This is a genomic window from Enterobacter sp. E12 (assembly GCF_014596715.2).
GTDB classification, from domain to species: domain Bacteria; phylum Pseudomonadota; class Gammaproteobacteria; order Enterobacterales; family Enterobacteriaceae; genus Enterobacter; species Enterobacter bugandensis.
Map to the genome: position 1 here is coordinate 2,979,085 of NZ_CP115601.1, position 14,241 is coordinate 2,993,325.

Consider the following 14,241-nt stretch of genomic DNA (forward strand, 5'->3'; position numbering starts at 1 on the left):
GCGTCTCCCGGTTAGTCCCTGACGTCCGGGAAGAGCCCGGACAGGGTGTGCACGGCGTCGTCATAACCGCTGCGTTCGTGGATCGCCTGGTGGAGGTACGCCTCCAGTGACGGGTATTTGTCGATCGCCAGATCCAGCATCGCGTCGCTGCCTTTAACGTATGCGCCCACGCTGACCAGATCGCGGTTGCGCTGATACGCAGAAAGCAGCTGTTTGAAACGCTGCACCTTGCGGTACTGGGCGTGCGGGATCAGTTCGGTCATGGCGCGGCTGATCGAAGCTTCGATATCAATGGCCGGATAGTGGCCCGCTTCGGCAAGACGACGCGACAGGACGATATGTCCGTCGAGGATCGCCCGCGCGGAGTCGGCAATCGGATCCTGCTGGTCATCCCCCTCCGTCAGCACGGTATAAAACGCGGTGATCGACCCGCCGCCCTTCACGCCGTTACCGGTCCGTTCCACCAGCGCTGGCAGGCGGGCAAAGACCGACGGCGGATAACCTTTGGTCGCGGGCGGTTCGCCGATGGCCAGCGCCACCTCGCGCTGCGCCATGGCGTAGCGCGTCAGGGAGTCCATGATCAGCAGCACGTTGAGGCCGCGATCGCGAAAATCTTCGGCGATGCGGGTGGCATAGACCGCCCCCTGCATACGCAAAATTGGCGAGACGTCGGCCGGGGCGGCAACCACCACCGCGCGCGCCAGCCCCTGCTCGCCGAGGATATTTTCAATAAAATCTTTGACTTCACGGCCGCGCTCGCCAATCAACCCCACCACGATGACATCGGCGGTGGTGAAGCGCGCCATCATGCCGAGCAGCACGCTTTTGCCCACACCGGATCCGGCAAACAGGCCCATGCGCTGGCCGCGCCCCACCGTCAACAGACCGTTGATGGCGCGCACGCCGACATCCAGTACGTTTTTAATCGGGTCGCGATGGAGCGGGTTGAGGGTTGGCGTAAATAGCCCCGCCGACGGGTTCCCCGGCGCGGGACGACCATCCAGCGCTCGGCCCTGCGCATCCAGCACGCGTCCCAGCAGATGCGGGCCCACAGGCAGTTGTTTACCGGCATGGCTGTCGTTTTGCAGAGCGTAAATACGCGCCCCCGGCAGGATGCCGTCGACGTGCTCCAGCGGCATCAGAAACAGCGTCTGACCGTTGAAGCCGACCACTTCGCTCTCAACCGGGATAATGCCCTGCTCCGTCTGGCGCTCCACGATGCACAACGCGCCAATCGGCAGCTTCAGCCCAACCGCCTCCATCACCAGGCCCGTGGCGCGCGTCAGCTTGCCGTACTGGCGAAAATCCGGCACCTGCGCCAGTCTCTCTTCCACCCGGTCGAGGACGGATAGCCATTTTTTTAGCTGCTCGCTCATTGCGACAGTTCCTCGCGAGCCAGCTGGCAGAGCGCCTGCCAGCGCGTTTCCATACTGGCGTCCACCTCTGCATCTGGTGACACCACGCGGCAGCCGCCGGACGCCAGGTGCGCGTCCCGGTGCAGCTCCCAGCCCATCGCCGTGAGCGTGTCACCCAGCGCCTGCTCAACCGAGGTGAACGCGTCCGGATTCACATACAGCTTAAAGGTACCGTGGAGCAGCACATCCTGTTTCATCAGGCTACGGATCTGGCTCACCAGGGCCTGGTTATCCACCACGCTGGCGTTGCCGTAAAGTTGCTGCACGGCGGTGAGCGCGAACTGCACCAGACGGCCAGGGATCAGGCTTTCGAGGTTCTCCAGCGCGAGCTTAAAGTGAGTGACCCACTGTTCCGCTTCACGCAGCACCGTCTGCTGATCCGCGCGCGCCTGCTCCATCCCCTTTGCAAAGCCCGCCTCACGGCCTTCTTTAAGGCCCGCCTCATAGCCCTGCTTGCGCCCCTCTTCCCGTCCCTGCTGCTGTCCCTGCGCAAAGCCCTGCTGCTCCGCCTGTTTTCGCAGGCGTGCCAGCTCGGCTTTCAGCTGCGCCTCGGACTGGGCGCTATCCAGCGTCGGCAGCGGCGTTTCAAGGGGTTCCCCGAGCAGATTTTCAGGCTGCCAGCTGTGCCACTCCTGGGCGTGGCTATCCTTAAACGTAGGCATCGTCGCTGCCTCCAATCAGGATCTCGCCAGACTCGGCCAGGCGACGAACAACGTTGAGGATCGTCTTCTGTTCGGCTTCGACCTGAGACAGACGAACCGGGCCACGGGAGGCCAGGTCGTCGGTCATCAGCTCGGCCTGACGACGGGACATGTTGCGGAAGAACTTCATGCGCAGCGGCTCGTCGGCCCCTTTCAGGGCGATGATCAGCGTCTCGCTCTCGATCTCCTGCAGCAGGCGCTGAATACTTCTGTCTTCCACTTCCACCAGGTTTTCGAACAGGAACATCTCGTCGATAATCTTCTGCGCCAGCTCGCCGTCGAATTCGCGTACCGCCTCGATGGCCGCCTCTTCCTGGTGAGACTTCATCAGGTTGAGGATCTCTGCCGCCGGACGCACGCCGCCCATCTTGCTGCGCTTCAGGTTTTGACCGTGGAGCAGGTTGTTCAACACTTCGGTGAGCTCCTGCAACGCGGCAGGCTGTACGCCACCAAACGTGGCGATACGCAGCATAATGTCGTTACGCTCGCGGTCGTCAAATTTGCCCAGTACGTCCGCCGCCTGGTTACGCTTCAGATGCACCAGGATGGTGGCGATGATCTGCGGATGCTCCTCACGAATGAGATCGAATACCGATTGTGGCTCCATAAAGTTGAGCGTCTCGATGCCGTTGCCGCCCTGGTGGGTATCCAGCAGGTCTTCCAGCAGCGAGGAGGCGCGCTCTTCACCCAGCGCCTTCACCAGCACGCTGCGCAGATAATCGTTGGTATTGAGACTCAGCGCGGCATATTCGCTGGAGTCTTTCTTGAACTGTTCTAATACCATTGCCATCTGGTCGTGGGTAAAGCCCGCCATATTGACCATTGAGCTACTGATCTGCTTCACCTCGTGGGCGTTGAGGTGCTTGAACACCTCCGCCGCCAGGACATCTCCCAGCGTCAGCATGACGATGGCGCTTTTTTCTGAGGCATTCATTATTTAGGCTCCTTACTCATCCACTGGCGGATAACGAGGGCGATAACGCGCGGCTCCTGCTCTGCCAGCTCACGCAGCTGTTGACCATTGAGTTCCGTATCCACCCGCTGCTGGGCACGGTCGCGGTTGTTTTTCTCCGCGGCACGTTTTTTCGCCGCGATCTCTTCCTCTCGCGCCTCTTTCTCCATCTCCAGACGACGGATTGTGGTCTCCTGGTGGCGGGTCCAGGCTGGCTGGACCAGCTTGCGCCACATCACCCAGGCGATAATCGCAATCACCAGGTAGCGAGCAATCGCCATCAGCAGGACGTAGAAACTTTCCTGCTTCCAGAACGGCGGTACCGGAGCTTCCACCACGCCGTTAAACGCGGAGTTGAGAATATTGACGCTGTCGCCGCGCGCGGCGTTGTAACCAATCGCCTCTTTCACCAGGGCGTTGATGCGGGTCAACTCCGCCTCACCGATCGGGCCGGGTTTACCCTCTTCCCCCTGCGGCAAATGGTTGATGACCACGGCCACCGAGAGACGTTGAATACGTCCCGTATTAGATTTGGTGTGGGTTAGCGTGCGATCCACCTCAAAGTTAGTGGTTTCATCACTGCGGTTGTTATAAGGCTGGGCTGGCTCGCGGTTGGCGCTGTTACCGGTGGTTTTCTCTTTATTGTCGTCCGCCGGGGTGTTGAGCGGCTGGGTCAGCGGTGCGGTGGCCGGTGCGGGTGGCGTATTGCTCAATGCCCCCGGCACGCCGCCTGCGCCGCGGCGGTTGCCCTGCTCGGAGAGGCTCGTCTGGCGGCTGCGGATCGCCATTTTTTCAGGCTCGCTGTTCGGCTGATACTGCTCCAGCGTCTGTTCCTGCTCGGTGAAGTCAATCTGCGCCGTGACCTGCGCGCGAATATTTTCGTCCCCCACCAGCGGGGCCAGAATGCGCTGAATACGCTGCTGGTAGTCACTCTCAATGTCGTTGGTGTATTTGAGATGCGCCGTTTGCAAGCCGCGCACGCCGCTTTGGGTCAGCAGGTTACCGCGCTGATCGACAATGGTGACGCTCTCGGCAGAAAGCCCGGTGACGGCGCTGGAGATCAGATGGGTGATGGCCACCACCTGGCTGTCGTCAAGGGTGCGGCCTTGAAGCAGGTTCACGGTGACTGAGGCGGTCGGTTTTTTCTGTTCACGGACAAACATCGACGGTTTCGGCGTAGCCAGATGCACGCGCGCGCTCTGAATCGGCCCGAGATTTTCAATGGTGCGCGCCAGCTCGCCCTCCAGGGCGCGCTGGTAGTTCACCTGCTCGGTAAACTGGCTGACGCCGAACTTCTCCTGATCGAGCAGTTCAAAGCCCACCGAGCCGCCTTTCGGCAGCCCCTGTTGCGCCAGCTTCATACGCACTTCATGTACCTGGGATCCCGGTACCATGATGACGCCACCGGCGGTTTCAATACGATAAGGGACGTTGAGCTGCGAGAGCTGCGCAACAATCGCGCCGCCCTCTTCATCACTGATGTTGCTGAACAGCACCCGGTAGTCCGGCTCCTTTGCCCAGAACAGTAAGGCGATGATGACGGAAAGCGCCGCAGCGCCGCAAATCACCAGCAAAAGCTTCGGACTGCTGCGAAGTGAGGACAGTATTGATTTAATTCGCTCTGCCGGATTGTTGGTTAAATCATTTAGTGTGGCACTCATGCCGTATTCCTGTATGAAATAGCACGCATCGGCGATGCGCGTCAGCTCACGAAATTCGCGAGAGTGATGTCGACGATTTCAAAAATATAAGAATTTTTCAGGCGGGCATTATCGTCTGAAAGGCGTTTTTTTTAAGGATAAATAAGCTCAAAGTTCTGTCGGCTTATTGGATTTTCTGAGGTTTTTATTCGCGTGTTAAGCTGTCGACGTTTAAAAGATGTGCAACAAACATCGCTTTTTATCTCATTTACCAGGAATTGAACATGTCAGCAACATTAATGCATGGCGTACTCGATCAAATTCAGCGTCAGGCGCAGCAGGTCGGCGGGGCGTCTACTCGCCTCCAGTCTCCGCGCGGCGACACGCCCTCTTTTTCTGACGTTTTATTTAACAGCATTAACGAAATAAATAAAACCCAGGTCGAGGCGAAGAGCAAAACACAGCAGTGGATGTCCGGAAGTCATGATATAGCCCTGAATGACGTGATGCTCGCGATGCAGAAGTCTTCTATTTCATTCAGCTTTGGTATGCAGGCGCGAAATAAAATGATCGGCGCGTATCAGGAAATAATGAATACACCGGTTTAAGGTCTGCTCCTATTCTATGAGTGAAATTATCAGCACTTCTGCACGCTTATCCCTGAATACGCTTTCTTTGACCGACAGCGAATTACAGCGTGTCGGGAAATTAATTTATAAGCGCGCCGGAATTGTCGTCAACGCGCAAAAGCGGGAGATGATTTTTAATCGTCTCTCCCGTCGCGTGCGCACGCTGGGTCTTGCCACGTTCAGCGACTATATCGGCCTTCTGGAGTCGCACTCAGAACACCCGGAATGGCAGAATTTCATTAACGCGCTGACGACCAACCTGACCTCCTTTTTCCGCGAGGCGTATCACTTCCCGATCCTCGCGGAACATGCGCGCCAGCGCGCGTCAGGCTATCGCGTCTGGTGTACCGCCGCGTCAACGGGCGAAGAGCCCTGCTCTATCGCGATGACGCTGCACGAGCTGTTAGGCGCGTCGGTGGCCGGACCGCGCATCTGGGCGTCGGATATCGACACGGAGGTGCTGGCAAAAGCGGAAGCGGGCGTTTACCGGCTGAGCGATCTGGACGCGCTGACGCTGGCGCAGAAGCGTCACTTCTTTCTGCGCGGCACAGGCGACAACAGCGAGTGGGTGAAAGCCAGACGGGAGCTGCTTTCCGCCATTCACTATCAGCAGCTTAATTTACTGGACGAGAAGTGGTCCGTACCCGGGCCGTTCGACGCCATTTTCTGTCGTAACGTGATGATTTATTTCGACGCGCCGACGCAGCAGCGCCTGTTGCAGCGCTTTGCGCGTCTGCTTAAGCCCGGCGGTCTGCTTTTTGTGGGCCACTCGGAACATTTTAACCACGCACATATTCCGCTGCGCCTGCGCGGGCAGTCGGTTTATGAACTGACGGAGGCCACACGGTGAAGGCGATTCGTGTGCTGGCGGTCGATGATTCAGCCCTGATGCGTAACATGCTCAGTGTGGTAGTCAATCAGCAGCCTGATATGGAAATGGTCGGCACGGCGCCGGACGCGTTTATTGCCCGCGAGCTGATTAAACAGCTCAACCCGGACGTGCTGACGCTGGATATCGACATGCCACGGATGGACGGGCTGGAGTTTCTCTCCCGCCTGATGCGCCTGCGCCCGATGCCGGTCATTATGATTTCCTCCCTGACCACCCGAGGTTCGAAAGCGACCATGAGCGCGCTGGAGCACGGCGCGGTCGATTTTCTGCCCAAGCCGGAACACCGCGGGGCAGAAAATATCGATACATGGAGCCAGCTGGTGGTGGAGAAGATCCGCGTCGCCGCTCGTGCAAAACTGGCAGCGCACAGCCCCGTCACCCGACCGGTTCTCGCCGGTATTCCCGTGCGTCAGCAGAGCATTATCGCCATTGGCTCTTCCACGGGCGGCACGGAGGCGCTGCGTCGGGTATTGATGCCTCTGCCGGTCAGCACGCCGGGGATTGTCATCGCCCAGCATATGCCTGCGGGTTTCACCCACTCTTTCGCCCAGCGTCTCGATTCGCTGTGCCAGATTACCGTGCGTGAAGCGCAGGATGGTGAACCGGTACGCCCGGGCTGCGCCCTGATAGCACCGGGTGACAGCCATATGGAGATCCTCGGCCACGACAACGGCTACCGGGTCAGGCTCAGCGATGCCCCACCGGTGAATCGCCATCGCCCCTCGGTGGATGTGCTCTTTGACTCGGTGGCACGTCAGGCCAGCAAACACGCCAGCGCCGCCCTGTTAACCGGCATGGGCGCTGACGGCGCGCGCGGCCTGCTGCACCTGCGCCAGACCGGCGCGTTTACCCTCGCACAGAGCGAAGCCACCTGCGTGGTTTTCGGCATGCCCCGGGAAGCCATTACCCTCGGTGCCGCGAAAAAGGTCGTCGATCTTGACGATATCAGCCAGTGCCTGCTGGACAGTTTTCACTATAAAAATTCATCTAAAACCGACTCATGACATTAAGGAGATTTCCCCATGTCGGATAAAAACTTGCGTTTTCTGGTGGTGGATGACTTCGCCACCATGCGGCGCATCGTACGAAACCTGCTGCAGGATCTGGGCTACAAGCACATTGACGAGGCCGAAGACGGTCAGGACGCGCTCAACAAACTGCGTGCAGGCGGCTTCGATTTCGTCGTCAGCGACTGGAATATGCCCAATGTCGACGGGCTAGAGCTGCTGAAAACCATCCGCAGCGACGCGGCCATGGCAAAAATGCCGGTGCTGATGGTGACCGCGGAAGCGAAGAAAGAGAACATCATCGCCGCTGCTCAGGCGGGTGCCAATGGTTACATCGTTAAGCCGTTCACCGCTGCCACGCTGGAAGAAAAGCTCGGCAAAATCTTTGAAAAACTCGGGTAACCCCTATGAACACCCCGTTAAACATGCAGGCGGATAACGCCACAGAGATTTTCGTTCGCATCGGGCAACTGACCCGCCTGCTGCGCGACAGCATGGCCAACCTCGGTCTGGAACAGGCCATTATGGAAGTGGCGGATGCATTTCCAAACACCCGCGACCGCCTGAACTACGTGGTCGGCAAGACCTCGCAGGCAGCCGACCGCGCGCTGACCAGCGTTGAAGTGGCGCGTCCCCTGCAGGAAGGGCTGAGCGATAGCGCCACCGCGCTGAGCACGCGCTGGGATGCCTGGTTCGAAAATCCGCAGCCGCTGGACGACGCCCGCGAGCTGGTCAAAGCCACCCGTACCTTTCTTCACCAGGTGCCGGAAGTGACCCAGCAAACCAACCGCCAGCTGACCGAAATCATGATGGCGCAGGATTTTCAGGATCTCACCGGGCAGGTGCTGCAGAGCCTGATGCACGTTATTGAGACCGTTGAGAAAGAGCTGATCAGCGTACTGGTGGAAAACATGAGCGAGCGCGATGCGATTGCCGAAACGGGCGATGCGCACCTGAAGAATGGTCCGCAAATCGATACCCGTGCCGAGGGGATCGTCGCTTCTCAGGAGCAGGTGGACGATCTGCTGGAGTCTCTCGGCTTCTAATCCCGCCGGGCGAAAGGTATGTCAGAACAAAACGACAGCGAAAAAACAGAAGACCCCACACCCCACCGAAAGCAAAAAGCGCGTGAAGAGGGACAGGTTCCGCGATCGCGCGAGCTGACGAGCCTCCTCATGCTGCTGGCAGGCTGGGGGTTAATCATGGGCGCGGGGAGCTGGCTGGCAAAACAGCTGCAGCGCCTGCTGCATAACGGTTTGACGTTTGATCGGCTGTTAGTCAGCGACCCGCAGCAAATGCTGCATCACGCCGCATCGCTGCTGGGGATCGCCTTCCTGGCGCTGCTGCCGTTCGTCGGCGGGCTGTTTCTCACCGCCGTCGCCACGCCGTCGCTCATTGGCGGCCTGAACATGAGCGCTAAGGCCTTGAAGTTTAACCTGAAGAAGCTCAACCCGCTGAGCGGCATTAAGCGCCTGTTTTCCGGGCAAATGGTGTCGGAGATGGTGAAGAGCATTCTGAAGGTCACGCTGGCAGCGGTCGGCGGCGCGCTGTTCCTGTGGTTTAACAAAGCGAAGTTTATCAGCCTGATGTTTGAACCGCTCGGCATGGCATTGGGCGATATCAGCGCCCTGCTGCTGGGCTGCATGCTGGCCATTATTTTATCGCTGATCCCGATGGTGGCGTTCGACGTGGTTTACCAGCTCTGGAGCAACTTTAAAAAGCTGCGCATGAGCCTGAAGGAGATCAAAGACGAATTCAAAAATCAGGAAGGCGACCCGCTGATTAAAAGTAAGGTTCGCCAGCTTCAGCGTCGGATGGCGCAGCAGCGAATGATGAGCGATGTCCCCACCGCCGACGTGGTGGTGAATAACCCGACCCACTATTCGGTCGCCCTGAAGTATCAGGACGGCGCCATGGGCGCGCCGATGGTGGTTGCCAGCGGCAGCGGATTAATTGCCCTGCGCATCCGCGAGCTGGCCGAAGAGAACCGGGTCCCCATGCTTGAGGCGCCGCCGCTGGCGCGCGCCCTGTATCGCCATTGTGACCCCGGCACACCGGTTCCCGCCGAGCTGTACAGTGCGGTGGCGGAAGTGCTGGCCTGGGTTTATGGCCTTAAGCGCTGGCGTAAAGGCTATGGCTTACGTCCGCTGACACCTAAAGATCTTCCCGTTCCCGCGGGGATGGATTTTGCACAAGAGAGTAGAGAGTGATGGCCAATATCGCCACCAAATTACGATTACCCAACATGAAGGAAACCCAGTGGCAGGTGCTGGCCGGGCCGGTGCTGATCATGACCATCCTGGCGATGATGATCCTGCCGCTGCCGACCTTTGTGCTGGACCTGCTGTTTACCTTCAACATCGTGCTGTCGATCATGATTTTGCTGGTCGCCATGTTTACCCAAAATACGCTGGAGTTTTCGGCGTTTCCGACGGTGCTGCTGTTCTCCACCCTGCTGCGTCTGGCGCTGAACGTGGCCTCCACGCGCGTGATCCTGATGAACGGCCATACCGGCTCGGACGCGGCGGGCCAGGTAGTGGAGGCCTTTGGTCACTTCCTGGTTGGCGGAAATTTCGCCATCGGGATTATCGTCTTCGTCATCCTGATCATTATTAACTTTATGGTGATCACCAAGGGTGCGGGGCGTATTGCGGAAGTGGGCGCGCGTTTCTCCCTCGACGGCATGCCGGGCAAGCAGATGGCAATAGATGCCGACCTGAATGCCGGACTGATTGGCGAAGAAGAGGCAAAACGCCGCCGTAAAGAGGTGACGCAGGAAGCCGATTTCTACGGATCGATGGACGGTGCCAGTAAATTTGTGCGCGGCGATGCCATCGCCGGACTGCTGATTATGGCGATCAATATTATCGGCGGTCTGGTGATTGGCGTGATGCAGCACGACATGTCAGCGGGCGTCGCCGGGGAAACTTATACCCTGCTGACTATCGGTGATGGTCTGGTGGCGCAGATCCCGGGGCTGGTAATTTCTACCGCAGCCGGTGTAGTGGTCACCCGCGTCGCCAACGATCAGGATGTGGGCGAGCAGATGGTTGGCCAGCTGTTTACCTCTCCCCGCGTGATTGTCCTGGCGGCGGGCGTGATTGGTCTGCTGGGTCTGATCCCCGGCATGCCAAATTTTGTTTTCCTGCTGTTTACAGTCGCCCTGCTGGGCGTCGCCTGGTGGCTGCGCGGTCGCGAAGGCGATGTGAAGAAGAGCGGTGGCGTGCAGGCCGATACCGATGCGGCGGAAGCCGAGGTCACGCCAATCAACGAGGCAACCTGGTCTGATGTTCAAATGGAAGATACGCTCGGCCTGGAAGTGGGCTACCGCCTGATCCCAATGGTGGATCATGAGCAACAGGGCCAGCTGTTGACCCGCGTGCGCGGTATTCGTAAGAAGTTCGCCCAGCAGATGGGTTTTCTTCCCCCTGCCGTGCATATTCGTGACAACCTGGATCTGGCTCCGACGCACTACCGCATCCTGCTTAAAGGGGTCACGATTGGTTCAGGCGACGTTCAGCCGGACCGCTGGATGGCAATCAACCCCGGCTGTGCAGAGGGTGAAGTTCCGGGTACACCGTGCACCGAGCCCACCTTTGGGCTGCCTGCCCTGTGGATTGACGAAGTTCACCGTGAACTGGCGCAGACGCTGGGCTACACGGTGGTTGACCCGAGTTCAGTAGTGGCAACGCATCTTAACCACCTTATCAGCACCCATACTGAAGAGCTGTTTGGCCGCCAGGAGGCGCAGCAGTTGCTCGATCAGATCACCAAACAGTCACCGAAACTGGTGGAGGATTTGATCCCGGCGGTCATCAGCCTGACTACCCTGCATAAGGTGCTGCAGAACCTCCTTGCCGAGCGTGTGCCGATCCGCGATATGCGGACCATCATCGATACGCTGGCAGAGTTTGCCACCGCCCATAGCGATGCGGACGAGCTGACCACCCGCGTGCGTGCACGTCTCTCCCGCGCTATTACCCAACAGTGGTTCCCGGGCGACGGGGATATTCAGCTGATTGGGCTGGATTTGTCGCTTGAACAACTTCTGGTACAGGCAACCCAGAGCGGTAGCGCCATCGAACCGGGCATTGCCGAAAACCTGATGAAGCAGACCGAACAGGCGCTGCAGCATCAGGAAGGATTAGGCGCACCGCCGGTGCTGCTGGTCAATCCGGCCCTGCGCCTGATGCTGTCCCGCTACCTGCGTCGTATTTTCCCGCAGATGGCAGTGCTGTCCAGCCAGGAGATCAATACCTCGCGCAACGTGCGGATGACGTATCTGATTGGAGGAAAAGGATGAGGAAATTTGGGCTCGGGCTAATTCTGGCCTCGCCGTTGGCGATAGCGGCTGACGGCTCCTGGAGCAACCAGAGCTTTGGCGGCACAATTACGCGCGAGAATCAGACGCTCAAAAGCAAACCTGTACAAAGCCCCTCTCCCCTGTCTCCGGGCACGGTGGCGACACGCGTATACTGGAAAATTAACACCAGCGGCCCGACGCCAGCCGGGTTTCGGATCCGACTGTGCAGCGCGACGCGCTGTCTGAAACTGCCAGGATTAGCAGGTGAGATGGCTTTGTTTGCAGATATTCCCGCTGGTGGGCCTTTTCGGTTTGAATATGCCTCGCCCAAAGGGGGTACATTCAACTTTCCTCTGACCGTGATGAGCAATCAAATGACGGTGAGTTATTCCTCTCAACATTGAAAAAAGGCTTTGCCGGCATCCCGGCAAAGCCTTAAACGTATATATCTCTGGAAAGCGTATCTGCTAAAAATTAATCCACCAACTCAGGATTAGCTCGCTTTCTTTCCGCCTTAAAGAGCGCAATTTTTCCTTCCACTGTAATCTCTACCTCGTGAAAAGCGTCTGAAAGAATAGACCGTAAATTCTCCACGGTGTCGTTGCGGTTAGAAAAGATACCTTTTTTATTATAAACAGCCATAAGTTTGCGCCCAAAGGCATTATGGTTGACATCATCGCCCAGAATGGTTGCCCCATATAAACAGCCCGCTTTCGTTAACGCAGCGGCAGCATGGCGGATAACGACTGCCTTATCCTGCATTTCTCCAGGCAGACAGTGGAGAAGATAAAACATTGAAAGGGAATCAAACCGATCGTGCAAGTGAGTGGGATAAGGGTTGAAGACATCGTGCTGAATAGACGCTATGATGTTGCCTTTGCCAGCTCGTCTGCTCGCCGCACTGAGGCTTGAAGTATTTAGATCCATCAGCGAAACATTGCAAATATCCGGTATTGTCTTCAGATAGAACCCCGTTCCCACGCCGACGTCCAGATGATTACTTTTCATATTATTTCTGAAATGAGGAATAAGATAACGCTCTGTCGAGCATTTCCATGCGTACTGATTTGATATGCGTAGCACCCACCAGTCATACAATTTCAGTGTTAGCGGGGTATAAACTTTTATTCCATCGTGGGTTTTATTCATCATCTGAATCGCCTGAAGCATAAAATAAGAGAGAAAGGTCAGTCAGGATGACACAAATGCGATATCTTTCAACACCTCAATCACTCAATAAGATCGCACTATTGACGACATTTAATATCATTCCATACAAACCTATATCTGAAAATTTTCTTTAGTTTTCTTTACGAAATAGCAGAGGTTGTGATTACCCTGCAAAAAATTGCTCTAACCGATGCTGTATCAGCATTTCACCTGCCCCGGACGGCTTAACGTGTTCAACAGGTATAGAAAAAGACCCCTTACGTGCTGAAGGGGTCTTTCTTCATATCCTGACGGTGTTCAGAAACGGAACGTAAACTGCGCAATACCGCCAAGGGTACGGGTTCGTCCTGCCATTGCCGTTAAATCAAACTGCATTGATTCCCCGGCTGAAAGGCCCACCCCACCCGTCACAATGCGGTGATCGTTACCACGCATGTCCACGCGATATCCAGCCCGTAGCTGCATCCAGTCGGTGGCCCGGAATTCGCCACCAAACGCCGCATACTGGTTTTTATCCGCATACTGGAAATCACTCACGGGTGTCAGATCGATATCGGTACTCAGGGTAACACGTTCTGTCGTCCATGCTGTCCCTGCCGTAACCTGAGGGCGAATGATAAACGCGGGCTGATAGCCGTTAATTTCCCGCGTTTTCACTTTATTCTCGAAGAGATTTTGTGCAGAGAGCGCAACCATCCACTCGGGAGTCAATGCGGCAAAAAAACCCGCATCAATATTGGCGCTCATGGTCTGGTGCTGCCAGTTCCCGTCACGCAGATCGGAAGAGTCATAATTATTGATGGCGACGTTATAATTCCAGGTTTCAATGCGCTGGATCTTCGGTGTGATCCCCACCCCGACCCGGGTGTCGCCAATCGAAAATGGATGGGCAATGGAAACACCGTATTCCGTCACCAGGGCCGCCATACCTTCCGCGCGAGACGTTAATTTATCAAGATCGTCTTTGCCCGGAATGATGGTGCCATTCGCCACACCGTCCAGATAATCCAGGTCAGCCTGGCTGATTAACGCACGCGCATGGCCTTTGGCCCAGCTGTTCACGGACAGCGCGATCGGAAGAGAATCATCCGGCACCGCCAGCATCATACTCAAACCGAGGTTCGCATTGGCCTTTTCGCCAGCGAGCCCGGAAACGACCTCCGCCAGTTTACCTGCCGCCTCCGCTTCGTTACCGCTGCCAAGGGCGTTTTCCAGATTATCCCACGCCGTGGTGACGTCATCGAACCCGTCAATCAGGTTTGCCGAATCGCTGGCCTGCGCGCCAATCGACGGCGCAATCAGGCTTAAACGATCTTCTCCGCGCGAGGTGGCAAGCAATGCCGGATTGGTTAAGGGAGCCGCACCAAAGTGCGCAGACGCCACGCCTACGCCCCCCATCGCGGTGCTACGGGCGTCGAACCCATTTGTCGATGCGCTGGCGTAAGGCGCCAACACAACAACCCCTGCAGTAATCAGATAATATGTGCGTAATTTATATTTCATCATTCCGGATAGCATATTTATGCCCAGGT

The 14,241-nt window shown here is 57.3% G+C and carries 14 protein-coding genes; 8 read left to right on the forward strand and 6 right to left on the reverse strand.

Annotation, left to right across the window (positions count from 1 at the left end):
- Positions 1–11 precede the first annotated feature (11 nt).
- Genes fliI through fliF form a run of 4 tightly spaced genes read right to left on the reverse strand, consistent with a single transcriptional unit; the run spans position 12 to position 4,729 of the window.
- Positions 12–1,376, reverse strand: coding sequence for a flagellar protein export ATPase FliI (gene fliI / locus IB212_RS14265; RefSeq protein WP_041909247.1), 1,365 nt, complete (start codon positions 1,374–1,376; stop codon positions 12–14).
- Complete coding sequence (locus IB212_RS14270; RefSeq protein WP_041909245.1) at positions 1,373–2,077, reverse strand: flagellar assembly protein FliH; 705 nt, start codon at positions 2,075–2,077, stop codon at positions 1,373–1,375. Before IB212_RS14270 ends, fliI begins: the two co-directional genes overlap by 4 nt.
- The gene (fliG, locus tag IB212_RS14275) at positions 2,064–3,050 is read right to left on the reverse strand and encodes a flagellar motor switch protein FliG (RefSeq protein ID WP_041909243.1); all 987 of its coding nucleotides are present in this window, start codon (positions 3,048–3,050) and stop codon (positions 2,064–2,066) included. The genes IB212_RS14270 and fliG overlap by 14 nt, the downstream gene beginning before the upstream one ends.
- Complete coding sequence (gene fliF, locus IB212_RS14280; protein WP_041909241.1) at positions 3,050–4,729, reverse strand: flagellar basal-body MS-ring/collar protein FliF; 1,680 nt, start codon at positions 4,727–4,729, stop codon at positions 3,050–3,052. Before fliF ends, fliG begins: the two co-directional genes overlap by 1 nt.
- Positions 4,730–4,992: 263 nt before the next feature.
- Between fliF and fliE the strand changes: the two genes are divergently transcribed.
- The 8 genes from fliE to IB212_RS14320 are packed head-to-tail and all read left to right on the forward strand — an operon-like array spanning position 4,993 to position 11,943.
- The gene (fliE, locus tag IB212_RS14285; RefSeq protein WP_041909239.1) at positions 4,993–5,316 is read left to right on the forward strand and encodes a flagellar hook-basal body complex protein FliE; all 324 of its coding nucleotides are present in this window, start codon (positions 4,993–4,995) and stop codon (positions 5,314–5,316) included.
- Positions 5,317–5,332: 16 nt separating this feature from the next.
- Positions 5,333–6,187 carry a CheR family methyltransferase gene (locus IB212_RS14290; RefSeq protein WP_041909237.1) on the forward strand — a complete coding sequence of 285 codons (855 nt, stop codon included), beginning with the start codon at positions 5,333–5,335 and terminating at the stop codon, positions 6,185–6,187.
- On the forward strand, positions 6,184–7,233 hold the full coding sequence (locus IB212_RS14295; protein WP_041909235.1) for a chemotaxis response regulator protein-glutamate methylesterase: 1,050 nt from the start codon (positions 6,184–6,186) through the stop codon (positions 7,231–7,233). The genes IB212_RS14290 and IB212_RS14295 overlap by 4 nt, the downstream gene beginning before the upstream one ends.
- An 18-nt stretch (positions 7,234–7,251) precedes the next feature.
- Positions 7,252–7,638: a chemotaxis response regulator CheY gene (gene cheY / locus IB212_RS14300; RefSeq protein WP_041909233.1), complete on the forward strand. Its 387-nt coding sequence runs from the start codon at positions 7,252–7,254 to the stop codon at positions 7,636–7,638.
- Positions 7,639–7,643: 5 nt separating this feature from the next.
- Entirely contained in the window at positions 7,644–8,282 is a 639-nt protein-coding gene (cheZ, locus tag IB212_RS14305) for a protein phosphatase CheZ (protein ID WP_041909231.1), read from the forward strand.
- An 18-nt stretch (positions 8,283–8,300) separates the two neighbouring features.
- Positions 8,301–9,446 carry a flagellar biosynthesis protein FlhB gene (flhB, locus tag IB212_RS14310; RefSeq protein ID WP_041909229.1) on the forward strand — a complete coding sequence of 382 codons (1,146 nt, stop codon included), beginning with the start codon at positions 8,301–8,303 and terminating at the stop codon, positions 9,444–9,446.
- Positions 9,446–11,539, forward strand: coding sequence for a flagellar biosynthesis protein FlhA (gene flhA, locus IB212_RS14315; RefSeq protein ID WP_041909227.1), 2,094 nt, complete (start codon positions 9,446–9,448; stop codon positions 11,537–11,539). The genes flhB and flhA overlap by 1 nt, the downstream gene beginning before the upstream one ends.
- Positions 11,536–11,943: a flagellar protein FlhE gene (locus IB212_RS14320; protein WP_041909225.1), complete on the forward strand. Its 408-nt coding sequence runs from the start codon at positions 11,536–11,538 to the stop codon at positions 11,941–11,943. The genes flhA and IB212_RS14320 overlap by 4 nt, the downstream gene beginning before the upstream one ends.
- A gap of 70 nt (positions 11,944–12,013) precedes the next feature.
- Here IB212_RS14320 and IB212_RS14325 read toward each other — a convergent pair whose 3' ends face one another.
- Entirely contained in the window at positions 12,014–12,691 is a 678-nt protein-coding gene (locus IB212_RS14325; protein WP_041909223.1) for a class I SAM-dependent methyltransferase, read from the reverse strand.
- Between the two features lie 315 nt (positions 12,692–13,006).
- Entirely contained in the window at positions 13,007–14,212 is a 1,206-nt protein-coding gene (gene traF / locus IB212_RS14330; protein ID WP_051486075.1) for a conjugal transfer protein TraF, read from the reverse strand.
- Positions 14,213–14,241 lie beyond the last annotated feature (29 nt).